Here is a 24,397-nt window from a genome sequence, read left to right on the forward strand (position 1 = left end):
GAACGCATGTCGCTGAAGAGCCTCGCCCTGATCGAGAACTGGCCGGTTCCCACCGCTGCGGCGGGTGTCGTACGAGCGGACGGCACCGTCCCCGGCACCCACGGCCCGGCCGGGCAGCGGTTCCCGCTCGCGTCGGTGACCAAGCCGCTGGCCGCCTACGCGGTGCTCGTCGCGTACGAGGAGGGGGCCGTCGAGTTCGACGAGCCCGCGGGTCCCCCCGGGTCGACGGTCCGGCACCTGCTCGCGCACACCTCGGGCCTCGCCTTCGACGAGCACAAGGTCACGGCCCCGCCCGGGGAGCGGCGGCTGTACTCCAACGCCGGCTTCGAGCAGCTGGGCGACCATGTCGCGAAGGCCACCGACATCCCGTTCGGGGAGTACCTGCGGCAGGCCGTGCTGGAGCCGCTGGGCATGACCTCGACGACCCTGGAGGGCTCCCCGGCCAAGGACGGGGTGTCGACGGTCGAGGACCTGCTGCGGTTCGCCGCCGAGGTGCAGGCGCCGCGGCTGCTGGATCCGCGCACGGTCGCCGAGGCGATGACCGTGCACTACCCGGGCACCAAGGGCGTCCTGCCGGGGTACGGCCACCAGAACCCCAACGACTGGGGGCTCGGGTTCGAGATCCGCGACTCCAAGTCGCCGCACTGGACGGGCTCGTCGTCCTCGCCGCGTACGTTCGGGCATTTCGGGCAGTCGGGTACGTTCCTGTGGATCGACCCGGACGCGGGAGCGGCCTGCGTGGCGCTGACGGACCGGGCGTTCGGGCCGTGGGCGATCGAGGCGTGGCCGGCGTTCACGGACGCGGTGCGGGCCGAGCTCTAGCCGAGGCCCATCTCCCAGATCAGCAGCTCCGCCCCGGTCGCGCCCTCGGCTTCCAGGCCCTTGGCGTCCGTGATCCGGGCGGCGTCACCGGCGCCCAGTGTCTCGCCGTCCAGGCGGATCTCGCCGCGGACGACGTGCACGTACGCGTACGCCCCGTCCGGCACGGCCGTCCGCTCCCCCGCCGCCAGCCGCCGTACGTGCAGCAGCGCGCCTGCCTCCGGGACGGCGTAGGGCGTCGAGTCGGCGATGCCGCGGACGACCTCGTAGGACGGCTCGCCGCCGGGCCGCAGCGGGGCCAGCCACATCTGGATGAAGGTCAGGGGCTCCGGGCCGTCGTTGCGCTCCACGTGCCGCACGCCGCCCGCCGAACTGAGCCGCTGCACATCGCCGTGCCGTACGACCGACTCGTGCCCGGTGGAGTCCCGGTGGGTCAGCTCGCCCTCCACCACCCAGGTCACGATCTCGGTGTGGCTGTGCGGGTGCTCGTCGAACCCCGCCCCGGGCGCCAGCCGCTCCTCGTTGCACGCGAGCACCGCGCCGAAACGGAGGTTGTCCGGGTCGTAGTGGGACCCGAAGGAAAAGGCGTGCCGGCTCTCGATTCCGGCCGCCGGGTCACCGCCCCGGTAGCGCTCGCCTGCGCGCCGAATGTCCATCACGGAGCCCACCGTAGACCCGGCGGCCCACCTTCCCGTCCGGATAAGGCAGTCTTGTCCCGTGCCCGAACCCGAAACCGGTAAGAACGAAGCCGCAGCCCACGACGTCCATCCCCATGCCGCGACGCTGAAGCGGCTGGAGAAGTCGTCCGGATCGCTCGCCGCGCAGGCCATCGCGCGGATGGACGAGACGCTGCCCTGGTACCGGGCCATGCCCCCGGAGAACCGTTCCTGGATCGGCCTGGTCGCACAGGCGGGCATCGCCGCGTTCACCGAGTGGTTCCGTTACCCGGACGCCCCGCAGGCCATCTCCACGGACGTGTTCGGCACCGCGCCGCGCGAGCTGACCCGGGCGATCACACTGCGCCAGACCGTGGAGATGGTGCGCACCACCATCGAGGTCATGGAGAGCGCGATCGACGAGGTCGCGGCCCCCGGCGACGAGCGGGTGCTGCGCGAGGCGCTGCTCGTCTACGCCCGGGAGATCGCCTTCGCGACGGCCCAGGTGTACGCGCAGGCCGCCGAGGCGCGGGGTGCCTGGGACGCCCGTCTTGAGTCCCTGGTCGTGAACGCCGTGCTCAGCGGCGAGGCCGACGAGGGGGCCGTGTCGCGGGCCGCCGCCCTCGGGTGGAACTCCCCCGAGCACGTGTGCGTGGTGCTCGGCACCGCGCCCGACGGGGACAGCGAACTGACCGTCGAGGCCATACGGCGGGCGGCCCGGCACGCCAAGCTCCAGGTGCTCACCGGTGTGCTCGGCGACCGGCTGGTCGTCATCGCGGGCGGCAGCGACAACCCGCTGGCCGTCGCCAAGTCGCTCATCGGCCCGTTCGCGGCCGGGCCGGTCGTGGCGGGCCCGGTGGTGCCCGACCTGCAGGCCGCGACCCGGTCCGCGCAGGCCGCCGCGGCGGGGCTGAAGGCGTGTTCCGCCTGGCAGGACGCCCCGCGCCCGGTCCTGGCCGACGACCTGCTCCCGGAGCGGGCGATGGCCGGTGATCCCTCGGCGCGTGAGCAGCTGGTGGAGGAGATCTACAGACCGCTGGAGGAGGCCGGGGCCGCGCTCCTGGAAACCCTCAGCGTCTATCTCGAACAGGCGAGCAGTCTGGAGGGCGCCGCCCGGATGCTGTTCGTCCATCCCAACACCGTCCGCTACCGGCTTCGACGTGTGACTGACGTCACCGGTTGGTCACCCTCCGATGTACGCTCTGCGTTCACACTGCGGATCGCGTTGATCCTGGGGCGTCTGGTCGATGGAGATCTCCAGCCCTAAGGTTTTGTCGGGGCTCGACAAAACCCCCCCGTGTTCTTCGTCCTTGTCCCCACGGGCGGCCGTGCCCGTCCCCAAGAGAGAGTGTGAGAGTGCTCGTACTCGTCGCTCCCGGCCAGGGCGCTCAGACGCCCGGCTTCCTGACTGAATGGCTCGACCTCCCCGGTGTCCGCGGTGCCCTTGAGGCATGGTCCGACGCCGCGGGGATCGACCTGATCCGTTACGGCACCGAGGCCGACGCGGAGGAGATCCGCGACACCGCGGTGGCGCAGCCGCTGCTGGTCGCGGCCGGACTGGCGTCCGCGCAGCTGCTCTTCGACGACCCGGCCGACCTGCCCGCGAAGGTCGGTGCCGTCGCCGGGCACAGCGTGGGCGAGTTCACCGCCGCCTCGCTCGCCGGCGTGCTCCCGCACGAGGAGGCGCTCCGCCTGGTCCGCACCCGCGGGCTCGCCATGGCCGAGGCCGCCGCGGTCACCGAGACCGGCATGGCCGCGCTGCTGGGCGGCGACCCCGCCGTGACGGTTCCGCACCTGGAGAAGCTGGGCCTGACGCCGGCGAACATCAACGGCGCGGGCCAGATCGTCGCGGCCGGCACCAAGGAGCAGCTCGCCGCGCTGGAGGCGGACAAGCCCGAGGGCGTGCGCAAGGTCGTCGCGCTGAAGGTCGCGGGCGCGTTCCACACGCACCACATGGCCCCCGCGGTCGACACGCTGGCGAAGGCCGCCGAGGCCCTGGCGCCCGGCGACCCGAAGCTCCCTTACGTCTCCAACAAGGACGGGCAGGCCGTCGCCGCCGGCACCGAGGCGCTGGAGCGTCTGGTCGGCCAGGTCGCCAACCCCGTCCGCTGGGACCTGTGCATGGAGACCATCAAGGGCCTCGGCGTCACGGCCCTGATCGAGCTGTGCCCCGGCGGCACCCTCACCGGCCTCGCCAGGCGGGCCCTGCCCGGCGTGAAGACGCTGGCCCTGAAGTCCCCCGCCGACCTCGACGCGGCCCGCGAGCTCATCGCCGAGCAGAGTGCCTGAGAAGGAGCCCGAGAGCATGGCGAAGATCAAGCCCAGCAAGGGCGCCCCGTACGCGCGCATCCTCGGCGTCGGCGGCTACCGCCCGACCCGGGTCGTGCCGAACGAGGTGATCCTGGAGACGATCGACTCGTCCGACGAGTGGATCCGCTCGCGCTCCGGCATCGAGACCCGGCACTGGGCGAACGACGAGGAGACGGTCGCCGCGATGTCGATCGAGGCGTCCGGCAAGGCGATCGCCGACGCCGGGATCTCCGCCGAGCAGATCGGCGGCGTGATCGTCTCGACGGTCTCGCACTTCAAGCAGACCCCTGCCGTCGCCACCGAGATCGCCGACAAGCTGGGCACCGCCAAGGCCGCCGCGTTCGACATCTCGGCGGGCTGCGCCGGCTTCGGCTACGGCCTCACGCTCGCCAAGGGCATGGTCGTCGAGGGCTCGGCGGAGTACGTCCTGGTGATCGGTGTCGAGCGGCTGAGCGACCTGACCGACCTGGAGGACCGCGCGACGGCCTTCCTGTTCGGCGACGGTGCCGGCGCGGTCGTGGTCGGCCCGGCGAAGGAGCCGGCGATCGGCCCGACCGTGTGGGGCTCGGAGGGCGACAAGTCCGAGACCATCAAGCAGACGGTGCCCTGGACGGACTACCGCGACGGGACGGTCGAGAAGTTCCCCGCGATCACCCAGGAAGGCCAGGCGGTGTTCCGCTGGGCCGTGTTCGAGATGGCGAAGGTCGCCCAGCAGGCGCTGGACGCCGCCGGGATCAGCGTGGACGACCTGGACGTCTTCATCCCGCACCAGGCCAACGTGCGGATCATCGACTCGATGGTGAAGACCCTGAAACTGCCGGAGCACGTCACGGTCGCCCGTGACATCCGCACCACCGGCAACACCTCGGCCGCCTCGATCCCGCTCGCGATGGAGCGGCTCCTGGCGACCGGCGAGGCGAAGAGCGGCGACACCGCGCTCGTCATCGGCTTCGGGGCGGGTCTCGTCTACGCCGCGACTGTCGTTACCCTCCCCTAGGCACTCCGTGCCGGATCATGCGATCCGGCACGGGCGGAAACACCTGCCACACCCTCTGAATATCTACGAAGGAGCGCCGACATGGCCGCCACTCAGGAAGAGATCGTCGCCGGTCTCGCCGAGATCGTGAACGAGATCGCCGGCATCCCGGTTGAGGACGTCCAGCTGGACAAGTCCTTCACCGACGACCTGGACGTCGACTCGCTGTCCATGGTCGAGGTCGTCGTCGCCGCTGAAGAGCGTTTCGACGTCAAGATCCCCGACGAGGACGTCAAGAACCTCAAGACCGTCGGTGACGCGACCGACTACATCCTCAAGCACCAGGGCTGATCGGCCGATCAGGCCCTTGGGCTGACTGCCCCGCCACCCGGCGGTGGCGCCGCTTAATCCTCGGATCCGTTGGAGAAAGAATTCCCGTGAGCTCGACCAATCGCACCGTGGTCGTCACCGGTATCGGCGCAACCACACCGCTGGGTGGCGACGCAGCCTCTACCTGGGAGGGCCTGATCGCCGGACGTTCCGGCGTCAAGCCCCTGGAGCAGGAGTGGGCGGCCGATCAGGCCGTCAGGATCGCGGCCCCGGTGGCCGTGGAGCCGACCGAGGTCATCCCACGGCCGCAGGCGCGCCGCCTGGACCGCTCGGCGCAGTTCGCGCTGGTCGCGGCCAAGGAGGCCTGGGCCGACGCCGGTTTCGAGGCGAAGGCAGGCGAGGACCCGGCCGTCGACCCCGACCGGCTCGGCGCGGTCATCGCCTCCGGTATCGGCGGCGTGACGACCCTGCTCGACCAGTACGACGTGCTGAAGGAGAAGGGCGTCCGCCGCGTCTCCCCGCACACCGTGCCCATGCTGATGCCCAACAGCCCCTCGGCCAACGTGGGTCTGGCCGTGGGCGCCCGGGCGGGCGTGCACACGCCGGTCTCCGCCTGCGCCTCGGGCGCCGAGGCCATCGGATACGCCATCGAGATGATCCGCACCGGCCGTGCCGACGTCGTCGTCGCGGGTGGCACGGAGGCGGCGATCCACCCGCTGCCCATCGCCGCGTTCGGCAACATGATGGCGATGTCCAAGAACAACGACGACCCGCAGGGCGCGTCGCGTCCCTACGACACCGCCCGCGACGGTTTCGTCCTCGGTGAGGGCGCCGGTGTCGTGGTCCTGGAGTCCGCCGAGCACGCCGCCAAGCGCGGGGCCCGGGTGTACGCGGAGGCGGTCGGGCAGGGCATCTCCGCCGACGCGCACGACATCGTGCAGCCGGAGCCGGAGGGGCGGGGCATCTCGCACGCCCTGCAGAACCTGCTGGACCGCAACGACCTGGACCCGGCGGAGATCGTGCACGTCAACGCGCACGCGACGTCGACGCCGGCCGGGGACATCGCCGAGCTGAAGGCGCTGCGGAAGGTGTTCGGCGACCATGCGGACCACTTCGCGGTGTCCGCGACGAAGTCGATGACCGGGCATCTGCTGGGTGGTGCCGGTGGTGTCGAGACGGTCGCGACCGTGCTCGCGCTGTACCACCGGGTGGCTCCGCCGACGATCAACGTGGAGAACCTCGACCCCGAGGCCGAGGCGAATGCGGATGTCGTCCGGGGTGAGGCTCGTAAGCTGCCCGTCGAAGGGCGTATCGCCGCGCTGAACGACTCGTTCGGGTTCGGTGGGCACAACGTGGTGCTGGCGTTCCGGACGGTTTGATCTCGGAGCGTTTCAATGGCCCGGACCCTGAGAAGGGTTCGGGCCATTCGCCGTTCTGTGTTGCGTCGTGTGCCGGGTGCGGGGCTGTGGGGGCTGGTCGCGCAGTTCCCCGCGCCTCTGAAAGAAGGCGTCACACCACCTGGTGCAACCAGCGGACCGGGGCGCCTTCGCCTGCGTACCGGAAGGGTTCCAGTTCGTCGTCCCAGGGCTTGCCGAGCAGCTTGTTGAGCTCGGCCTCCAGGTCCGTCTCGCCCTGGCGGCTGCGCTGGAGGGCCGCTCTGAGCCGGTCCTCGGGGATGAGGATGTCGCCGTGGATGCCGGTGACGGCGTGGTAGATGCCCAGGTCGGGGGTGCAGCTGTAGCGCTCGCCCTCGGCGGTGGCGCAGGGTTCCGCGGTGACCTCGAAGCGGAGGAGGTGCCAGCCGCGGAGCGCCGAGGCCAGCTTGGACGCCGTGCCCGCCTGGCCCTGCCAGGAGAACTCCGAGCGCCAGGTGCCCGGGGCGGCCGGCTGACGGATCCAGTCCAGGCTGACGCGTGTGCCGAGCACCCCGGCGACGGCCCACTCGACGTGCGGGCACAGCGCGCGCGGCGCGGAGTGCACGTACAGAACTCCACGTGTCGTCACCGGAACCTCCGGGCAGAGCGGGACATGACGCAAACGGGCGGAACGGCTGTGACCGGGCGGGTCACGTTGATGGCGAGGCTACCGTGCGGTGGCGCAAGGAGTGCGACGTACGGTCGGTCCAGGTGCCGGGAAACGCCTGCCATTCACCCATGGGGACGCTTGTACGGGTGTGAGCCGTTGCACCTGACCGGCCGGGAACCCTCGTGCGTTGTTATGGGTTGGGGAGACAGGCACGGCGTGGCGAGGGGATGGACCAGGGATGCGGAAGCGAGGCCGTCGTACACGGGGCGTTCTGGCCGTCGTCGCGGCGGGCGTGCTGGGGGTCACCGGGTGTGATGCCGTGGGGGGCGATGCCGCCGCCCCGTCCGAGTCCGCGAAGCCGTCTGTGAAGCCCACGTCCTTGTGGGATCGCAGCCCTGGTTCCGTCGCGGCCGTCGGTGACTCCATCACGCGCGGGTTCGACGCCTGTGACGTGCTGTCGGACTGTCCGGAGGCGTCCTGGGCGACGGGTGGCAGTCCCGAGGTGGACTCGCTCGCGGTGCGGCTGCTGGGGAGGACCGGGGCGGCGCAGCGGAGCTGGAACTATGCCGTGAGCGGGGCCCGGATGGCCGATCTGCCCGGGCAGATGGCCCGGGCGGTGGGGCGCAGGCCGCAGTTGGTGACGGTGATGGTCGGGGCGAACGACGCCTGCCGGTCGACGCCCGCGGAGATGACTCCGGTCTCGGCCTTCCGTGCCGACTTCGAGGATTCTCTGCGCTCCCTGCGCAAGGCCCTGCCCAAGGCGCAGGTGTTCGTGGCGAGCGTGCCGAACCTGAAGCGGCTCTGGTCGGAGGGCCGCACCAGCCCGATGGGCAAGCAGGTGTGGAAGCTGGGCATCTGTCCGTCGATGCTGGGCGACCCGGACGCCCTGGACTCGGCGGCCACCCTGCGGCGGAACACGGTGCAGCAGCGGGTGGAGGACTACAACGAGGTGTTGAAGGACGTCTGCGCCGAGGACAAGCGCTGCCGCTACGACGGGGGCGCGGTGTACGACTACCGCTTCGGCACGACGCAGTTGAGCCGCTGGGACTACTTCCACCCCAGCGTGAACGGACAGGCCCGGCTGGCGGAGATCGCGTACCGCACCGTCACCGCGGAGAAGCCCCTGACTTAGAGTTCCGCACATGAACGAACTCTTCGGAACACTTTCCGACGGGACGCCGGTGCACCGCTGGACCCTGGAGCGGGCCGGTGTACGGGTGCGGGTCCTGTCGTACGGCGGGATCGTGCAGTCCGTGGAGGTGCCGGACCGCGAGGGCCGGGCCGGCGACGTGGTGCTGGGGTTCCCGGACTTCGACGGCTACCTGGCCCACCCGGAGCCGTACTTCGGGGCCCTGGTCGGGCGGTACGCCAACCGGATCGCGGGCGGCCGGTTCACCCTGGACGGCCGGACGTACGCGCTGGAACCGAACAACGGACCGAACTCGCTGCACGGTGGAGCCCGGGGCTTCGACAAGCGCGTGTGGGACGCGGAGCCCGTGGAGCACGGGGTGCGGCTGACGCGGAGCAGCCCGCACGGCGAGGAGGGCTTCCCGGGGCGTCTGGAGGTCTCGGCGACGTACACGCTCGACGCGAGCGGTGCGCTGCGGATCGCGTACGAGGCGGTGACGGACGCGCCGACCGTGGTCAACCTGACCAACCACAGCTACTTCAACCTGGCCGGTTCCGGTGACGCGGGCGGTCACGAGCTGCGGCTGGCCGCCTCCCGGTACACGCCGGTCGACGCGGACCTGATTCCCGCCGGCGGTCCGGAGGACGTGACCGGCACGCGCTTCGACTTCCGCGAGGCCCGCAAGACCGGCTGCGGCTACGACCACAACTTCGTGCTCGACAAGGGTGTGACGGACGCTCCGGTGGAGGTCGCCGAGCTGCACGACCCGGCGTCCGGGCGGGTGCTGACGGTGGCGACCACCGAGCCGGGCCTCCAGCTGTACACCGCCGACCACCTGGGCGGGCCCTTCGCGCCCGGTGACGGCATCGCGCTGGAGACCCAGCACTTCCCCGACTCGCCGAACCGGCCGGAGTTCCCGACGACGGTGCTGCGGCCGGGCGGAGTGTTCCGCTCGGAGACGGTGTACGGGTTCGGCACCCGCTGAGGGGGTCCGTGACAGACCAAGAGCCCCGGTCCGGAGGTCAGGTCCCGGGCCGGGGCTGCTCGGCGGGGAACTTGTCCCGGATCAGACGTTAATCGTCGCGGTGATCCTGCGGTCCGTGATCGAGCGTCCGACCTGGATCTCGTACGAACCCTTCACAAACGACCACGAGCCGGTCGCTTCGTCCCAGATCTCGAAAGCGCGGCGCGGCAGTTCGACCGTCGCCTCGGCGCTCGCGCCCGGTGCGGCCCCGACGCTCGCGAAGCCGGCCAGCCGGCGTGCCCGGGCGGGTGGGGTCGTCGGGGCCGGCCGCTACGCCGGGGTGCGGGACGGCATGGCCGGGGTGCTGCGCGCCGAGTACGGCGACCGGCTGCCGAGCGGCCTCACCCCCGAGCGGGCCGCCCCCCTCCTCGTGGCGGTCCTGGACGGGCTTCAGTACCAGTGGCTGCTGGACCCGGAGTCGGTCGACATGGCGGCGGCGTTCCGGGACTTCCTGACCCTGCTCGGCGAGGGCGAGGGCTGAACCGGCGCGCGGGTACGGCGGCCACGCCCTCCACCATGGCGTGGACCACACCGGGCACGCGATACTGCGGTCCGTCCGGCACCGACCCCCCACCGCGACGGAAGGCCCCAACCCCCTTGAACTCCATACGCGTTCGCCTCGGCGTCCTCGGCCTCGCCCTGCTGACCGGTCTCACCACCCCGACGGCCGCGAGCGCCACTCCGGCGGCCTCCTCCCCCACCGTCGAGGAGCAGCGGCTCGGCAGAGCCGCCCCGCAGGAGATCCTGCGCCGCTCCGGATTCGACACCGTGGCCCCGCGGCTGGCCCGGGCGCTGGAAACGGCCCGCACCTACGGGGAGGCCCGCCGGGCGGTCACGCGCGAGGGCGCGCGGCTGTGGCAGCGTGCCGTCGACCGGGCGCAGGGGCGCGGCCCGGCCGAATACGAAGGGCGCGAAGCGCTTCCTTGGAAGGGTGGTGGTGGGCGACGGGCGGGCCTCAGCCGGGACGACGACCGGCCGCTGTACTGGGCGCGGCTCGGCATGACGCGTGAAGTGCGCACCTGGGAGCCGGCGTTCGGTCTGACGGACGGGCAGCGGGCCGCGCTGCTGGACGAGCTGGAGCGCTCCTCGCGCGGCCAGGACACCATCCGGTATCCGCACGGCACGGGCCTGAAGCGGATCCTGCTCACCGGCTTCGACCCGTTCACGCTGGACCGGGACATCCGCATCTCCAACCCGTCCGGCGCCACCGCGCTGGCCCTCGACGGCACGGTGATCGCGACGGCCGACGGCCCGGCCCGGATCGAGACGGCCGTCTTCCCGGTGCGCTGGCGGGACTTCACCGAGGGCACGGTGGAGCGGACCCTGCGGCCGCACCTGCCGAAGGTCGACCTCTTCACGACGGTGAGCCAGGGGCGGGTCGGGCGCTTCGACATCGAGCGGACCAACGGGGCCTGGCGGGGCGGCTTCGGGGACAACGAGAACGTCGGCCGCACCGAGACCGTCCCGGTCGCCGACCCCGCCTCGCAGCCCCAGTGGACGACGACCACGCTGCCGTACGCGGCGATCGTCGCCGCCCCCACCGGCCGCTTCCCCGTGTACGACAACACGAGCGTCACCGAGATCCCGGCGGGCGGTACCCAGCCCGTCGTGCGCCCCGAGGGGCCGACCCCCGGCTCCACCGCTCGGGCGGGCGGCGGCGGGGACTACCTCTCCAACGAGATCGCCTACCGGGCGACGCTGCTCCGGGACCGGCTGGGGCTGCGCGACACGCTGCCGGGCGGGCATGTGCACACGCCGGTGCTGCAGTTCGGGGCCGGGAACACCACCGAGGTCACCGATCCGGAGTTCGTGCGGAACCGGCTGGACATCATCGCCCAGGTGAAGGCGATCCTGAGGGTGGCTGCGGAAACGAAGTAGCCGCCTGATCGCCCTTCTCGCCGCCCTCACGGATCTCCTCGTCCAGCAGGTCACGAGCCATGAGGGTGGCGCCCGCGACCGCGCCCGGCATCAGGAACACCGCGACGAACGGCACCAGGAAGGCCGCGGCGAGGGGCGCGCCGAAGCCCCAGACGAGGGTCTTGCGGGAGCGCAGCAGGGCGAGGCGGGTGCGCAGTTCGACGCCGCGGCGCTGGAGAGCGACGGCGGTCAGTTCCTCGGTGAGGAAGAACCCGGTGACGAAGACGCCGATCACCGGGACGACCGTCTGCCCGACCACCGGGATGAAGCCGCACCCGAACAGCAGTACCCCCCACAGGGCGGCCCGCACCACGATGCGGAGGCTGTCGCGGGCGGAGATCCACAGTTCGCGCCAGAGCGGGAGCCCCGACTCGGGGGCGTGCCCGTCCGGGGACACGTCCCGGTCGACCTTCTCGGAGAGGTTCTCGTAGAAGGGCTGCCCGATCAGCAGGGTCACCGCGGTGAAGGTCACGACGGCGAGGAGCAGGGAGAGGGCGAACAGCACGGCGGTCAGGAAGCCGCGGAAGAGGCCGGCCCAGGGGCTGGACCAGTCATCGGCGAAGGGCGTCGCCCAGGTCACGGCGTCCTCGCCCCACAGCGCCAGCCCGACCAGCACCGCCGCGTACAGGACGAGGGTGATCAGGCCCGGGAGCAGGCCGAAGCCGTAGCTCCTGCCGTGCCGGGCCACCCACCGCTGGCCCTTCAGGAGGTACCGGAAACCTGCCCCTAGATCGCGCATGGGGAAACCCTATCGGGGCAGGCCGGGGCGCCCCCCTACAGGGCCGTGCGGGGCTTCGGTGACACCAAGGCGCCCTTGTTGCCGTTGAGTCGAACCGGTACACCTCGCCGTACCGATCTCAGGAAGCCCCGGAGGAGGCACGCGTGCGCACCACGAGAAGCGTTCCCGCGAGACCTGCACTGATCGCCGCCCTGGCCCTGGCCACGGCGGGCTCACTCCTGCTCGTCCCCGGCGCGGCCGGCGCGGACCCGTTACCCGTCACCCGTGAGGGCTCCGCCGTGGACGACGGCGCGGCGCGGGCTCCCGCGAGCGCGGCGCGACGCGCGTTGACCGCGGACTCCTCCGCTGCCTCCTCCAACACCCGCGGCTACCCCCGGCGCCAGACCCTCTCCCCCGACGCGCACAACTCCGGCGACAAGTCCCTGAAGCTGGGCCTCACGCCGTACCACGCGATCGCGCCGAAGCTGAACGCCCTGCAACGCCTCGGCGACCGGGTGAGCGTGGAGGTGACGGGCCGCTCGGCCGGCGGCCACCGCCTCTACCTCGTCACCGTCACCGCCCCGGAGTCCACCCGGCAGGCCCGCGCCCAGGAGCGGATGCGCGACCTGATCGAGAACGCGCCCGCCGCGGCGGCCAAGTCCCGTGAGATCAAGCGGGAGTACAAGGCACCGGTCTTCGTCAACAGCAACATCCACGGAAACGAGTGGGAGGGCACGGACGCCTCCCTGAAGGTCATCGAGCAGCTCGCGACGGCGAAGGACGCCAAGACCAAAGACCTCCTCGCGCACAGCCGCCTGTACTTCAACATCACGGCCAACCCGGACGGCCGCATCGCCGGGACCCGCGCCAACGCAGGCGGCTTCGACCTGAACCGCGACTTCGTCACCGCCTCCCAGCCCGAGACGCGGGCGATGCGGCAGATCGAGATCGGCAAGCAGCCGGCCGTCCTGCTCGACCTGCACGGCTACGTCAACGGCACCCTCATCGAGCCGACCACTCCCCCGCACGGCGAGAACTACGAGTACGACCTCTTCCTGAAGAACAGCTACGCCAACGCCCTCGGCATGGAGTCCGCGGTCAACGCCCTCGGCTACACGCCCGCGAAGGACGGCGTGGAGGCGGCCCAGATCCCCTTCCGCGACCAGGAGGAGGGCTGGGACGACTGGCCTCCGATCTTCACCCCGCAGTACGCGGCCTTCCACGGCACGGTGGCCGCCCACACGGTGGAGATCCCCCTGGCGGTGAACAACGAGGAGTACGACGAGCTGCCGGTGCCGGAGCTGCGCCGCCGTTCGGCGGTCAACACGGCCGTGGCGGGCGCGGCGATCCGCGCGACCCTGGACCACGTCCGCGAGCACCGCGGCACCCTGATCAGCGACCAGATCGAGGTCTTCCGCCGCGGCGCGACGGGCGCCGCGCAGGTGCCGGTGTCCCCCCAGACGGTTCCCGGCGTCCCCGGCATCGGCCCGGAGGACGTCTACACGACCACGTTCCCGCGCGCCTACGTCATCCCGCCCGCCGGGGCCCGCACGCAGCGCTCGGGACCCGCAGCGGCCCGCCTGGTCGACCACCTGCTGGCCAACGGTGTCCGGGTCACCCGCGCCACCCGCCCCTTCCGGCTCGACGGACGCACCCACCCCGGCGGCTCGTACGTCGTCGACATGCACCAGCCCAAACGCGGCATGGCGAACGTGCTGCTGGCCGACGGCCGGGACATCAGCGGCAAGGTCTCGGTGATGTACGACATCTCCGGCTGGAGCCTGGGCGGTCTGTGGGGCGCCACGGTCGAGCGGGTGCCGTCGGGCAGCCTGCGGGGCGCACCCCTGCGCGCGATCGGCGAGGCCGCGCCCGTCGCCCACGTGCCCGCGCACGGCAACCTGCGGCTGCGGCTGACCGACCCGCGCGAGATCGCGGCCCTCAACTCCCTGCTGCGGCAGGGCGTCCCGGTCCGGCGGGCGGCGGACGGCAGCGTGATCGTCCCGGCGTCGGCCCGCCGCGCGGCCCGCACGGCCGCCCGTGCCCACGACGTGCCCTTCACGGCGACCCGGCAGACCGGAACGGCACCGCTGCGCCGCCTGCGCGTCGCGGCCGCCGTCACGCCGGGTGAGCTGTTCGCCCTGCGGGAGATGGGCTTCGACGTCACGCCGGTCTCGACGGCCGTTCTGAACGCGGGCTTCGACTGGCGTACGTCCGGCGCAGACGTGCTGTTCGTGTCCGCAGGCCTGGACCGCGCGGCCTTGACCGCTCCCGCCCGGCAGGCCCTGGACATCTTCCTGGACGGGCACGGCCTGGTCGGCCGGGGCGCGACCGGAGCGGCCCTGAACGCAGCGGCGGGCCGGCTGGCCGTCAAGCCGGTGCAGGGCAACGCGGATGCGAACGGCGTGGTGCGGGTGACGAACTCGGGAGCCCTGACGCGCGACGCACCGGCCCACGGCTTCGTCTACGCCCCGCTCTGGTTCACCGACCCGGGTCCCGGCGTCCGCGTGGAGCAGTCGTACGCGACCGGGAACCCGCTGGTCTCCGGACACTGGAGGCCCCTCGGCGACGGCACCGGCGGGCCCGCCGCCGCCTCCGGGCAGGCCTCGGTCGTCAGCGGGGACCGAACGGTCCTGTTCGGCACCGAACCACTCTTCCGGGACCATCCCAAGGGGGAGTTCCCGCAGGTGGCGAGGGCATTGTTCACAGTGGCACACAGCGCTTCAGTCAAGGAGAGCGGATGACGCAGGAGATCCACGGCACCGTGGCGGACGGCTTCGAGGCGGTGCGCGAGGAGTTCGCCGCGTTCGTCGCCGGAGAGCGAGCCGACTACGAGGGGCAGCTGTGCGCCTACGTCCACGGCCGGAAGGTCGTCGACCTGTGGGCGGGGACCGGCGCGGACGCCCTCTACGGTGTGTTCTCGTCCACGAAGGGCGCCGCCTACCTGGTCGTGGCCCTGCTCGTCCAGGACGGCACGCTCGAACTGGACCGCAAGGTGACGTACTACTGGCCGGAGTTCGCGGCCGAGGGCAAGGGCGCCCTGACGGTGCGGGACCTGCTGGCCCACCGGGCGGGCGTGGTCGGTACCGACACCGGCTTCACGCTCGCGGAACTGGCCGACGACCGCCAGCTCGCCGAACGCCTCGCCGATCAGCGGCCGTTCTGGCGCCCCGGCACGGCGTTCGGCTATCACGCGCTGGGCGCCGGCGCCCTGGCCGGCGAGGTCGTGCGCCGCGCGACGGGCCGCACGCTCCAGGAGGTCTACCAGGAGCGGATCCGGGCTCCGTACGGGCTGGACTTCCACCTGGGCCTCCCCGCGCCCGAGGAACCGCGCTTCCGCACCACCCAGCCGATGGTTCCGACCCCGGAGCAGCAGGCCGTCCTGGACGCCACGGCCACGGGCCCGCACTCACTGGCCTCGATCGCGTTCAACGGCAACGCGGCGGAGCCGACCGACCTCGTCTCCCTGCCGAACATGCCGCTGATCCGCGCCAAGGGCCCGGCCTCGGTGGGCGGGGTGGCGTCCGCGCGGGGCCTGGCGGGGATGTACGCGGCGGCGATCAGCGAGGTGGGCGAGCAACCGGCGCTGCTGAAGCCGGACACCGTGGCGGAGTTCGGCCAGGTCCACTCGACCGGCCACGACCTGGTGGCCCGGGCCCACAAGTCGTTCGGGCTCGGCTTCCAGATGACGGCTGACACGTGGCACCCGTTTCTCGGCGCCGGGACGATCGGGCACAGCGGCGCGGGCGGCTCCCAGGCCTTCGCGGACCCGTGGAGCGGCCTCTCCTACGGCTACACGCGCCGCCGGTTCGCCTTCCCGGGCGGGGCGGCTGCGGAGAACGACCGGCTGGTGCGGGCGGTCCACACGGCGGCGCTCGCCCTCTGAGGAGCCCTGAGCCCGGGCACGGGCGGAGGCCGCACCCCACGTCCAAGGGTGCGGCCTCCGCGTACGCAACGACCGGGGTCAAACCAGCGTCACGGTGATGTTGCCGCGGGTCGCCTTCGAGTACGGGCAGACCCCGTGGGCCTTCTCGATCAGCGAGCGGGCGGTCCCACGGTCCACCTTGGGGATGTCGGCCGAGATCTCGACGATGATCCCGAAGCCGTCCCCGTTCCTGCCGAGGCCGACCTTGGCGGTGACGGTCGAGCCGGTGAGGTCGGCGCCCTCCTCCCGGGCGACGACGCCGAGGGCTCCCTGGAAGCAGGCGCTGTAGCCGGCGGCGAACAGCTGCTCCGGGTTGGTGCCGGCGCCGCTGCCGCCCATCTCCTTCGGCGGGTTGACGACGACGTCGAGCTTGCCGTCGTCGGTGGCGACCCGCCCGTCGCGCCCGTTCTCGGCGGTGGCGACGGCGGTGTACAGGACGTCGGACTGCTGGATCGGCATGCGGTTGTGTTCCTTCGGTCGTCCGCCGCGGCTCGCGCCCGGGCCGAGCGGATTCGGAAAAAACTTACCGCATACCGGAAACCAACAGAAGGCGTCAGAGCTTGACGATCATCTTCCCGGTGTTGTCGCCGCGCAGAACGCCCAGGAACGCCTCCAGGTTGTTCTCGATGCCCTCGACGACGGTCTCCCGGTACTTCAGCTCGCCGGAGGCGACCCAGGGGGCGACCTCCTGCACGAACTGCGGCTGGAGGTCGTAGTGGTCCCCGACCAGGAAGCCCTGGATGCGGCCGCGGGTCGCGATCAGGCGGGCGAGGTTCTTCGGGCCCGGGGCGGGCTCGGTGTTGTTGTAGACGGAGATCATTCCGCAGACGGCGATCCGGCCGCCCTCGTTGAGGGAGCCGATGGCCGCCTCCAGGTGGTCACCGCCGACGTTGTCGAAGTAGACGTCGATCCCGTCGGGGGCTGCGTCGCGCAGCTGCTGGGCGACGGGCCCGTCCTTGTAGTTGAAGGCGGCGTCGAAGCCGTACTCGTCCGTGAGGAGCTTGACCTTCTCGTCCGATCCGGCGGAGCCGATGACCCGCGAGGCGCCCTTCAGCTTGGCGATCTGGCCGACCTGGCCGCCCACGGCGCCGGCGGCACCGGAGACGAAGACGGTGTCGCCCTCCTTGAAGGAGGCGGTCCGCAGCAGGCCGGCGTAGGCGGTGAGGCCGGTCATGCCCAGCACGCCGAGGTACGTCGACAGCGGCGCGGCCTCCGGGTCCACCTTCACGGCGTTCTTCGCGCCGACGACCGCGTACTCACGCCAGCCGAAGAAGTGCAGGACGTGGTCCCCGACGGACAGACCCTCGGCGTTCGAGGCCACGACCTCGCCGACGGCACCGCCCTGCATGACCTTGCCGAGCTCGAACGGGGCGACGTAGGACTTCGCGTCGCTCATCCGGCCGCGCATGTACGGGTCCACGGAGAGGTACTTGTTCCGGACGAGGACCTGCCCCTCACCCGGCTGCGGGACCTCCGCCTCGACGAAGGCGAAGTCCTCGGGCTTCGGCCAGCCGACGGGGCGGCTCGCCAGGTGCCACTCGCGGCTGACGGCGGGGAGGGTGGGGGTGTCGGTCATGATGCGCCTTACCTCACTGGCTCGATGCGGATGTTTCAGTACCTGAAACAACCATGCTCCTGAAAATTTCAGGTTGTCAAATAACCGGGTACCCTCGATGGCATGGCCTCCACCACACCGCCGTCCCAGGACATGACCAAGCGCCCGGATCCGCTGACCCTCGAAGTCGTCGAGCTGATCGGGGAGGTCGTGGCGCGGTTCCACGAGGACTACGAGTCGGCGGCGGCGGACCATGCCCTGACCGGCGCGCAGGCGCGGCTGCTCAGCCTGCTGTGCCTCGAACCGCTGCCGATGCGCAGGCTGGCCCGTCAGCTGAAGTGCGAGCCGTCCAATGTGACGGGGATCGTGGACCGGCTGGAGGCACGGGGACTCGTCGAGCGGCGGCCGGACCCCGCCGACCGCCGGGTGAAGGTCGCGGCGGCTACGCCCGAGGGCCGGAAGGTGGCCCGGAGCCTGCGGGAGTCACTGCGGTTCGCCGGGGAGCCCCTGGCCGGGCTCTCCGAGGCCGAACGGGTGGCGCTGCGGGACACGCTGCGGCGGATGCTGGGCTGAGAGCGGTCCGCCTCCGGCGGAGCCGGCGGGCCAGGGCCGCGTGAGGACGCCGCGACCGTGCCAGAGGCGCTGAGGCCGGCCCCCCTCCGGCGGAGCCGGCGGGCCAAGGCCGCGTGAGGACGCCGCGACCGTGCCAGAGGCGCTGAGGCCGGTCCCCCTCCGGCGGAGCCGGCGGGCCAAGGCCGCGTGAGGGCGCCGCGACCGTGCCAGAGGCGCTGAGGCCGGTCCCCCTCCGGCGGAGCCGACGGGCCAAGGCCGCGTGAGGACGCCGCGACCGTGCCAGAGGCGCTCAAGCCGGTCCGCCCCCGGCGGAGCCGGCGGGCCAAGGGCCGCGTGAGGGCGCCGCGCACGCGCCTGTGGGGCCGGGCCGCCTGCTCGGCGACCCGCGGGACGTGGCCGGCGCCATCCCGTCGACGCCATCACGTCGACGTCGTGCTGTCCGGCTCCGCGGCCGGCCCCGGCGCCTGCGGGGTTGTCATCGCGATCCGCACGTGGATCGTGCCGCGTGCCCGCCCCGCAGCGCCGTGCTCGCCACGGACGGCAGCGAGCCCGCCCTAGGGCGGGCCGGCTGCCCCGGCGGTCGGCAAGCAGCGCGGTGAACACCGAGGCCGTGCCGGCGCCGGCCATCGCCGTGTACGACAGGCCGAAGGCCGCCCGGGGTCGACTTCCCTGCGCGACAGGTCCCTTGTCACGTCCATCCCGGCATCGCGGCGGCGACGACCCCGACACGCGTGCCGACCTGACCAGTTGGCGGAGTGGAACTCCGGGACGAACGGGCCGGGGTGACGCACGGTCAGCGGACACGCACCAGTCGCGGACGCCCGGTCAGGGCCTACGTGCACCACCAGAGGAACCGCTTGCAGGGCTCGGACGGGGACGGTTCCGGTTGCGGAGGCTGGGTGGTCGGGTCCGACGTCGGGGCCGGGTCCGGGGCCGGCGGGGCCTCGGTGGGGGCGGATGCCGGGCGGCTGGGGGCGCCTCCCGCCGTCGCCGACTCGGGAGCCTTCGACGGTTTGTCGTCCTTCGGGGACTTCGACTCCTCGTCGTCGGGGGATGCGGAAGCGGACGGCGAGTCGGACGCCTCGGGCGAGGGCGAGCCTGACGGACCTTCAGCCCCGGCGGCCTTCCCGCCCGCACCGTCGCCCGGCTTCCCCGCCTCCACCGAGGCGTCCCCGTCCGCCGACTCGCCCCCGGCCGCAGCCGGTTTCGGCGTCGAACCGGGGGCGTCCATGCCGAGTTCGGCGAGGCTCAGGCCGCCCGCCGCCAGCACGAATCCGGCCGCCACGAACAGGGTCCGACGCCGGCGCCGGCGGTGTGCCGCGGCCTTGCGGTCCCGCCGGCTCGCCCCGCCCGGCCCTTCGGCGACCGGCCCACGCCCACGCCCGCGCCGCCGGGCGGCGCGCCCCAGGTGCTCCCCGTCGCCCTCACCGGCGTCTTCTTCACCGACATCACCGTCGTCGTCGCCGCGTGTGCCGTCGTACGGGTCGTCGTCGTACGGGTCGTCGTCGTACGCGTCGCCGTATCCGTCGGCGGAGGCATCCGGCCCGTCGGACCCCGGCACTGCCGGTCCCGCGCCATACTCCGGCTCGCGCGAACGGCGCAGCGTTTCGGCCGAGGTGCCGCACCCCGGGCAGGCAAGGGCGCCGTTGAGGTGCCGTCGGCACGGGTCGCAGTAGTCCATGTCGCGGGAAGATTAAGTTCCGCGCAGGTCACGTTCCTAGATCCAGCTGTGAAGGTTCTGTAGGGACACGCCTCACCCCTGGTTTCGAAACTGTCGAAACCGTTATGCGCGCGACCCATTGACACCCCTGCCGCCGGATCCTTACTGTCACGCCAGCATTTCGAACGTGTGCCGAAATCTCGAACAGGGCGCACCGAACGGAACGCTGACGGAAACTTGAGCCGACGAACCTGTGAGGGACAACCGCCGTGCGCATCACCGGAATCAGCACACACGTGGTCGGGACGCCGTGGCGCAACCTGACGTACGTCCAGGTGCACACCGACGAGGGCATCACCGGAGTCGGCGAGACCCGGATGCTGGGACACACCGACGCCCTCCTCGGATACCTGAGGGAGGCCGAGGCCAATCACATTCTCGGCTCCGACCCGTTCGCCGTCGAGGACCTCGTCAAGCGGATGAAGTACGGCGACTACGGCCGTGCGGGCGAGATCGTCATGTCCGGTATCGCCGTGATCGAGATGGCGTGCTGGGACATCAAGGGCAAGGCCCTGGGCGTTCCCGTCTGGCAGCTGCTGGGCGGCAAGGTCACCGACAAGGTCAAGGCCTACGCCAACGGCTGGTACACCACCGAGCGGACCCCGGAGGCCTACCACAAGGCCGCCCAGGGTGTGATGGAGCGCGGCTACCGGGCGCTCAAGATCGACCCCTTCGGCACCGGCCACTTCGAGCTGGACCACCAGCAGACCCTGTACGCCGTCTCGCTGATCGAGGCGGTCCGGGACGCCATCGGCCCCGAGGCCGAGCTGATGCTGGAGATGCACGGCCGCTTCTCCCCCGCCACGGCCGTGCGCCTGGCCAAGGAGCTGGCGCCGTTCAAGCCGGCGTGGCTGGAGGAGCCGGTCCCGCCGGAGAACCTCAAGGCGCTGGAGAAGGTCGCCGCCAAGGTCGACATGCCGGTCGCCACCGGTGAGCGCATCCACGACCGGATCGAGTTCCGGGAGCTGTTCGAGAGCCAGGCCGTCGACATCATCCAGCCGGACGTCGGCCATATCGGTGGAATCTGGGAGACCAGGAAGCTCGCCGCGACCGCCGAGACCCACTACATGCTGGTGGCTCCCCACAACGTGGGCGGCTCGGTGCTGACCGCCGCGTCCCTCCAGGTCGGCTTCACCTCCCCGAACTTCAAGATCCTGGAGCACTTCAACGACTTCGCCGACGCGGAGATCAAGAAGGTGGTCAAGGGCGCCCCGCAGGTGAACCCGGAGGACGGCTGCTTCCACCTCTCCGACGCCCCCGGCCTCGGTGTGGAGCTGGACGTCGACGCCGCCGCCGAGTTCCCCCAGCAGCAGGCCCGGTTCGACCTCTGGGCGGAGGGCTGGGAACAGCGCAAGCCGAAGGGCTCGCAGTGAGCACCGCTGTCGTCATCGACGCCCCGGGCGAACACCGTCTCGTGCCGCACGAGCCCCGGCGGCCCGAGGCCGGCGAGGCGCTGGTCCGGGTGCACGCCTCCGGGATCTGCGGCAGCGACCGCGAGGTCTACCAGGGCAACCGGCCCGAGGGTTACGTCCGTTACCCGCTGACCCCGGGCCACGAGTGGTCCGGGACGGTGGAGGCCGTGGGCGCCGGTGTCCCGGGCTCCCTCGTGGGCCGCAAGGTCGTCGGTGAGGGCTTTCGAAACTGTCAGGTCTGCGACCGCTGCCACGCGGGCGACACGACCCTGTGCTCGGCCGGCTACGAGGAGACCGGGTTCACCCAGCCGGGCGCGATGGCGGCCACGCTGACCCTCCCGGCCCGTCTCCTGCACGCCCTCCCGGACGACTGCGACCTGACGGCCGCGGCCCTCCTGGAGCCCGCCGCCTGTATCGCGGCCGCCGCGCTGAAGGGCAACGCCCAGCCCGGCGAGCGCGTCGCCGTGGTGGGCACCGGCACCCTCGGCATGTTCGCCGTGCAGTTCCTGAAGGCGAACTCGCCGGGCGAGCTGCTGGTCGTCGGCACCCGCCGGGACCGTGAGGCGCTGTCGCGGAGTTACGGCGCGACGGACTTCCGGACCAAGGACCAGGAACTCCCGGACGACTTCGACGTGGTGATCGAGACGGCCGGGTCCGCGGACGCCGCCCGGATCTCGGCCGGGCTGCTCCGGCGCGGCGGCCGGCTGGTCCTGACCGGCATCCCGGCGCCCGGCGCCGACGGTCTCGACCCGACGGACCTCGTCGTGAAGCAGTTGGAGGTGCACACCGTCTTCGGTGCTCCGCCGGACGCCTGGGCGCACACGGTGCGGGTGTTCGCCGCCGGGCTGCTCGACCCGCTGCCGCTGGTGACGCACGAGCTGCCCCTCACCGAGTTCTCGCAGGCCATCGAGCTGGTCGGGGCCGGTGACCCCAAGGTGGGCAAGGTCCTGCTCCGCCCCTAGACGTACGCCGGTACGGGGGCAACCTGACGGCTCCCGTACCGGCGTACACCCACCCCCACTCCGAGCCTCGCCGTACCCAGAGCCGCGAACCTCGTCCGAAATATCGAACCGAAGGACATTCCTGTGACCGACGCTCCCACCCCGGCCGCCCGCAGGCCCGGTGAGCAGGCGCTCACCGCCCTGGGCCTGAGCGCGCCCGCCCCCGATCCCGCCGACGCCTCGCCGCACTCCTTCCCCGGCGGCGGCCGCTGGCGCACCGAGATCCCCTCCTGCGAGGGGCCCGAGGCGCTCGCGGTGGTGCTGAAGGAGGCCTCGCGGCTGGACGTGCCGATCCACCGGATCAGCCAGGGCAGCGGCGTGTGGATGCTGACCGACGCCGAGATCACCGAGATGGTCGAGTCGACCGGTGAACGCGACATCGAGCTCTGCCTGTTCACCGGCCCGCGCGGCACCTGGGACATCGGCGGGTCCACGCGCACCGACTCGCGGGGGGCCGGTCTGCGCGCCCGGGGCCACGACGCCGTCGCCGGCTGTGTCGAAGACGCCGTCAGAGCGACGGAGTTGGGCGTCAAGTGCCTGCTCGTCGCCGACGAGGGCGTGCTGTGGACGCTGCACCGCGCACGGGCCGCCGGGATCATCCCGGCCGACACGACACTCAAGGTCTCCGCGCTCATCGGCCCGGTCAACCCGGCCGCGTACGCGGTCTACGAGCGTCTCGGCGCCGACTCGGTCAACGTGCCGAGCGACCTGACGCTCGATCACCTCACCGAGATCCGGCGGGTGTCGGGCGCTCCGATGGACATGTACATCGAGGCCCCCGACGACCTCGGCGGCTACGTGCGGATGTACGAGGTCGCCGAGCTCATCCGGCGCGGCGCACCGCTCTACCTGAAGTTCGGCCTGTCCAAGGCGCCCGGGATCTACCCCTATGGGCACCACATGCGGGAGCTGACCCTGGCCACCGCCAAGGAGCGGGTGCGGCGCGGCCGGCTCGCCCTGGACCTCCTGGCCCGCCACGGGGCGGACGGCGACATGGCGCCGCTCGGCTCACGGCTGCCGGGCGATCTGCAACGGTTCGAAATCTCGTCATAACGTTCCGGAAACTCGCCTTACAAAAGAAGACACAGCCGCGCACAATCCCACACATCTCTTCTCGGTCTTTCCGGCACGACCACCCGGAGCGACTTCGCGCCTCAGACCGAGCCCTGCCACAGATCAAGGATGATGATCATGCGTAACCGCAGAGCCGCCCTCACCGCCATAGCCGGAGCCGCGTCCCTCGCCCTCACCCTGTCCGCCTGCGGCCAGAGCGGTGAGGGGGGCAGCAAGGAGAGCGGAGGCGACACCAAGGGCGCCACCATCGGCATCGCGATGCCGACCAAGTCCTCCGAGCGCTGGATCGCCGACGGCAAGAACGTCGTCGCGGACCTGGAGTCCAAGGGCTACAAGACCAAGCTGGTCTACGGCGAGGACGACCCCGACCAGCAGGTCTCGCAGGTCGAGAACCTGATCACGCAGGGCGTCAAGGCGCTGATCATCGCCGCGATCGACAACAAGTCGATGAACAACGTGCTCCAGCAGGCCAAGGACGCGAACATCCCGGTCATCTCCTACGACCGCCTGATCCTCGGCACGCAGAACGTCGACTACTACGCCTCCTTCGACAACGAGAAGGTCGGCGAGCTCCAGGGCAGCTACATCGTCGAGAAGCTCGGCCTGAAGGACGGCTCCAAGAAGGGCCCCTTCAACATCGAGCTGTTCGCCGGCTCCAACGACGACAACAACACCCGCTACTTCTTCCAGGGCGCGATGAACGTCCTGCAGCCCTACATCGACAAGAAGCAGCTCGTCGTCCGCTCCGGCCAGACCAAGCTCAACCAGGTCACCACCCTGCGCTGGGACGGCGGCACCGCCCAGAAGCGCATGGACGACATCCTGACCTCGGCCTACAAGAGCCAGCGGGTCGACGCCGTCCTCTCCCCCTACGACGGCATCTCCATCGGCATCCTCTCGGCGCTGAAGTCCGACGACTACGGCTCCAAGAGCAAGCCCCTGCCGGTCGTCACGGGCCAGGACGCCGAGGTCGCCTCGGTGAAGTCGATCATCGCCGGCCAGCAGTCGATGACCGTCTACAAGGACACCCGCCAGCTCGCCAAGGTGTCCTCGAACATGGTCGACGCGCTGCTCAACAAGAAGAAGCCCGAGGTCAACGACACCAAGACCTACGACAACGGCTCGAAGGTCGTCCCGGCCTACCTGCTGGAGCCGGTCGCGGTCGACAAGGCGAACTACCAGAAGGAGGTCGTCGACTCCGGCTACATCAAGGAGAGCGACCTCAAGTAGTCCCCG

General features: G+C 71.6%; 23 protein-coding genes and 1 pseudogene. 17 read left to right on the forward strand and 7 right to left on the reverse strand.

What is annotated here, in order from left to right:
- The first annotated feature begins 6 nt into the window (after positions 1-6).
- Entirely contained in the window at positions 7-822 is an 816-nt protein-coding gene (locus OO68_RS00870) for a serine hydrolase domain-containing protein (protein WP_033306126.1), read from the forward strand.
- Here OO68_RS00870 and OO68_RS00875 read toward each other — a convergent pair.
- Positions 819-1,475: a pirin family protein gene (locus OO68_RS00875; protein ID WP_033306431.1), complete on the reverse strand. Its 657-nt coding sequence runs from the start codon at positions 1,473-1,475 to the stop codon at positions 819-821. The genes OO68_RS00870 and OO68_RS00875 overlap by 4 nt on opposite strands.
- A gap of 61 nt (positions 1,476-1,536) precedes the next feature.
- On the opposite strand from OO68_RS00875, the gene fasR reads away from it, so the two are divergent.
- From fasR to fabF, 5 genes are all read left to right on the forward strand, one after another.
- Complete coding sequence (gene fasR, locus OO68_RS00880) at positions 1,537-2,742, forward strand: fatty acid biosynthesis transcriptional regulator FasR (RefSeq protein ID WP_033306127.1); 1,206 nt, start codon at positions 1,537-1,539, stop codon at positions 2,740-2,742.
- 89 nt (positions 2,743-2,831) lie between these two features.
- Positions 2,832-3,764: an ACP S-malonyltransferase gene (locus tag OO68_RS00885; protein ID WP_033306128.1), complete on the forward strand. Its 933-nt coding sequence runs from the start codon at positions 2,832-2,834 to the stop codon at positions 3,762-3,764.
- A gap of 16 nt (positions 3,765-3,780) precedes the next feature.
- The gene (locus OO68_RS00890) at positions 3,781-4,782 is read left to right on the forward strand and encodes a ketoacyl-ACP synthase III (protein ID WP_033306129.1); all 1,002 of its coding nucleotides are present in this window, start codon (positions 3,781-3,783) and stop codon (positions 4,780-4,782) included.
- Positions 4,783-4,863: 81 nt separating this feature from the next.
- Complete coding sequence (locus OO68_RS00895) at positions 4,864-5,112, forward strand: acyl carrier protein (RefSeq protein WP_003989952.1); 249 nt, start codon at positions 4,864-4,866, stop codon at positions 5,110-5,112.
- A gap of 86 nt (positions 5,113-5,198) precedes the next feature.
- Positions 5,199-6,470, forward strand: a complete 1,272-nt coding sequence (gene fabF, locus OO68_RS00900; RefSeq protein ID WP_033306130.1) for a beta-ketoacyl-ACP synthase II — start codon at positions 5,199-5,201, stop codon at positions 6,468-6,470.
- A 130-nt stretch (positions 6,471-6,600) separates the two neighbouring features.
- Here fabF and OO68_RS00905 read toward each other — a convergent pair whose 3' ends face one another.
- The gene (locus tag OO68_RS00905) at positions 6,601-7,095 is read right to left on the reverse strand and encodes a DUF3145 domain-containing protein (protein WP_031131293.1); all 495 of its coding nucleotides are present in this window, start codon (positions 7,093-7,095) and stop codon (positions 6,601-6,603) included.
- Between the two features lie 259 nt (positions 7,096-7,354).
- Between OO68_RS00905 and OO68_RS00910 the strand changes: the two genes are divergently transcribed.
- Together OO68_RS00910 and OO68_RS00915 are read left to right on the forward strand one after the other, a co-directional pair.
- Positions 7,355-8,248, forward strand: coding sequence for an SGNH/GDSL hydrolase family protein (locus OO68_RS00910; protein ID WP_033306131.1), 894 nt, complete (start codon positions 7,355-7,357; stop codon positions 8,246-8,248).
- A gap of 10 nt (positions 8,249-8,258) precedes the next feature.
- Positions 8,259-9,230 (forward strand): aldose epimerase family protein, encoded by a 972-nt coding sequence (locus tag OO68_RS00915; protein ID WP_033306132.1) that lies wholly within the window; start codon positions 8,259-8,261, stop codon positions 9,228-9,230.
- Positions 9,231-9,311: 81 nt separating this feature from the next.
- Here OO68_RS00915 and OO68_RS43560 read toward each other — a convergent pair whose 3' ends face one another.
- Entirely contained in the window at positions 9,312-9,500 is a 189-nt protein-coding gene (locus OO68_RS43560; protein WP_403551742.1) for a fibronectin type III-like domain-contianing protein, read from the reverse strand.
- Between the two features lie 37 nt (positions 9,501-9,537).
- Between OO68_RS43560 and OO68_RS00920 the strand changes: the two are divergent.
- Positions 9,538-9,750 (forward strand): annotated as a pseudogene (locus OO68_RS00920) (TetR family transcriptional regulator C-terminal domain-containing protein); the annotation flags it as partial.
- A gap of 116 nt (positions 9,751-9,866) precedes the next feature.
- Positions 9,867-11,147, forward strand: coding sequence for a pyroglutamyl-peptidase I (locus OO68_RS00925; RefSeq protein ID WP_033306133.1), 1,281 nt, complete (start codon positions 9,867-9,869; stop codon positions 11,145-11,147).
- On the opposite strand, the gene OO68_RS00930 is transcribed toward OO68_RS00925, so the two are convergent.
- On the reverse strand, positions 11,098-11,925 hold the full coding sequence (locus tag OO68_RS00930) for an EI24 domain-containing protein (RefSeq protein WP_033306134.1): 828 nt from the start codon (positions 11,923-11,925) through the stop codon (positions 11,098-11,100). The genes OO68_RS00925 and OO68_RS00930 overlap by 50 nt on opposite strands.
- A 143-nt stretch (positions 11,926-12,068) precedes the next feature.
- On the opposite strand from OO68_RS00930, the gene OO68_RS00935 reads away from it, so the two are divergent.
- Together OO68_RS00935 and OO68_RS00940 are read left to right on the forward strand one after the other, a co-directional pair.
- On the forward strand, positions 12,069-14,645 hold the full coding sequence (locus tag OO68_RS00935; protein ID WP_033306135.1) for a M14 family zinc carboxypeptidase: 2,577 nt from the start codon (positions 12,069-12,071) through the stop codon (positions 14,643-14,645).
- Positions 14,642-15,787 (forward strand): EstA family serine hydrolase, encoded by a 1,146-nt coding sequence (locus tag OO68_RS00940; RefSeq protein WP_033306136.1) that lies wholly within the window; start codon positions 14,642-14,644, stop codon positions 15,785-15,787. Before OO68_RS00935 ends, OO68_RS00940 begins: the two co-directional genes overlap by 4 nt.
- Positions 15,788-15,865: 78 nt before the next feature.
- Here the strand turns inward: OO68_RS00940 and OO68_RS00945 are convergent, their stop codons facing one another.
- Both OO68_RS00945 and OO68_RS00950 read right to left on the reverse strand, forming a co-directional pair.
- Complete coding sequence (locus OO68_RS00945; protein WP_033306137.1) at positions 15,866-16,285, reverse strand: organic hydroperoxide resistance protein; 420 nt, start codon at positions 16,283-16,285, stop codon at positions 15,866-15,868.
- A 94-nt stretch (positions 16,286-16,379) separates the two neighbouring features.
- Positions 16,380-17,402: an NADP-dependent oxidoreductase gene (locus tag OO68_RS00950; RefSeq protein WP_033306138.1), complete on the reverse strand. Its 1,023-nt coding sequence runs from the start codon at positions 17,400-17,402 to the stop codon at positions 16,380-16,382.
- A 102-nt stretch (positions 17,403-17,504) separates the two neighbouring features.
- Between OO68_RS00950 and OO68_RS00955 the strand changes: the two genes are divergently transcribed.
- Positions 17,505-17,954, forward strand: coding sequence for a MarR family winged helix-turn-helix transcriptional regulator (locus OO68_RS00955; RefSeq protein ID WP_033306139.1), 450 nt, complete (start codon positions 17,505-17,507; stop codon positions 17,952-17,954).
- A gap of 832 nt (positions 17,955-18,786) precedes the next feature.
- On the opposite strand, the gene OO68_RS45190 is transcribed toward OO68_RS00955, so the two are convergent.
- Positions 18,787-19,635: an SCO2400 family protein gene (locus tag OO68_RS45190; RefSeq protein ID WP_033306140.1), complete on the reverse strand. Its 849-nt coding sequence runs from the start codon at positions 19,633-19,635 to the stop codon at positions 18,787-18,789.
- Between the two features lie 248 nt (positions 19,636-19,883).
- Here OO68_RS45190 and OO68_RS00965 point away from each other — a divergent pair, with 248 nt between their 5' ends.
- From OO68_RS00965 to chvE, 4 genes are all read left to right on the forward strand, one after another.
- On the forward strand, positions 19,884-21,047 hold the full coding sequence (locus OO68_RS00965; RefSeq protein WP_033306141.1) for a mandelate racemase/muconate lactonizing enzyme family protein: 1,164 nt from the start codon (positions 19,884-19,886) through the stop codon (positions 21,045-21,047).
- Positions 21,044-22,048 (forward strand): zinc-dependent alcohol dehydrogenase, encoded by a 1,005-nt coding sequence (locus OO68_RS00970; RefSeq protein ID WP_033306142.1) that lies wholly within the window; start codon positions 21,044-21,046, stop codon positions 22,046-22,048. The genes OO68_RS00965 and OO68_RS00970 overlap by 4 nt, the downstream gene beginning before the upstream one ends.
- 123 nt (positions 22,049-22,171) lie before the next feature.
- Positions 22,172-23,140, forward strand: coding sequence for a hypothetical protein (locus OO68_RS00975; protein WP_033306143.1), 969 nt, complete (start codon positions 22,172-22,174; stop codon positions 23,138-23,140).
- A 138-nt stretch (positions 23,141-23,278) separates the two neighbouring features.
- Positions 23,279-24,391, forward strand: a complete 1,113-nt coding sequence (gene chvE, locus OO68_RS00980) for a multiple monosaccharide ABC transporter substrate-binding protein (protein ID WP_358958517.1) — start codon at positions 23,279-23,281, stop codon at positions 24,389-24,391.
- Positions 24,392-24,397: the final 6 nt, after the last annotated feature.

The organism is Streptomyces iakyrus, from assembly GCF_000717055.1.
Classification (GTDB): Bacteria; Actinomycetota; Actinomycetes; order Streptomycetales; family Streptomycetaceae; genus Streptomyces; species Streptomyces iakyrus.

Coding starts and splice junctions, on each gene's coding strand:
- OO68_RS00945 (WP_033306137.1), bottom strand. CDS start 16,285: ATGCCGATCCAGCAGTCCGACGTCCTGTACACCGCCGTCGCCACCGCC.
- OO68_RS00915 (WP_033306132.1), top strand. CDS start 8,259: ATGAACGAACTCTTCGGAACACTTTCCGACGGGACGCCGGTGCACCGC.
- OO68_RS00930 (WP_033306134.1), bottom strand. CDS start 11,925: ATGCGCGATCTAGGGGCAGGTTTCCGGTACCTCCTGAAGGGCCAGCGG.
- OO68_RS45190 (WP_033306140.1), bottom strand. CDS start 19,635: ATGGACTACTGCGACCCGTGCCGACGGCACCTCAACGGCGCCCTTGCC.
- OO68_RS00890 (WP_033306129.1), top strand. CDS start 3,781: ATGGCGAAGATCAAGCCCAGCAAGGGCGCCCCGTACGCGCGCATCCTC.
- OO68_RS00910 (WP_033306131.1), top strand. CDS start 7,355: ATGCGGAAGCGAGGCCGTCGTACACGGGGCGTTCTGGCCGTCGTCGCG.
- chvE (WP_358958517.1), top strand. CDS start 23,279: ATGCGTAACCGCAGAGCCGCCCTCACCGCCATAGCCGGAGCCGCGTCC.
- OO68_RS00870 (WP_033306126.1), top strand. CDS start 7: ATGTCGCTGAAGAGCCTCGCCCTGATCGAGAACTGGCCGGTTCCCACC.
- OO68_RS00955 (WP_033306139.1), top strand. CDS start 17,505: ATGGCCTCCACCACACCGCCGTCCCAGGACATGACCAAGCGCCCGGAT.
- OO68_RS00940 (WP_033306136.1), top strand. CDS start 14,642: ATGACGCAGGAGATCCACGGCACCGTGGCGGACGGCTTCGAGGCGGTG.
- OO68_RS00875 (WP_033306431.1), bottom strand. CDS start 1,475: ATGGACATTCGGCGCGCAGGCGAGCGCTACCGGGGCGGTGACCCGGCG.
- OO68_RS00950 (WP_033306138.1), bottom strand. CDS start 17,402: ATGACCGACACCCCCACCCTCCCCGCCGTCAGCCGCGAGTGGCACCTG.
- OO68_RS00895 (WP_003989952.1), top strand. CDS start 4,864: ATGGCCGCCACTCAGGAAGAGATCGTCGCCGGTCTCGCCGAGATCGTG.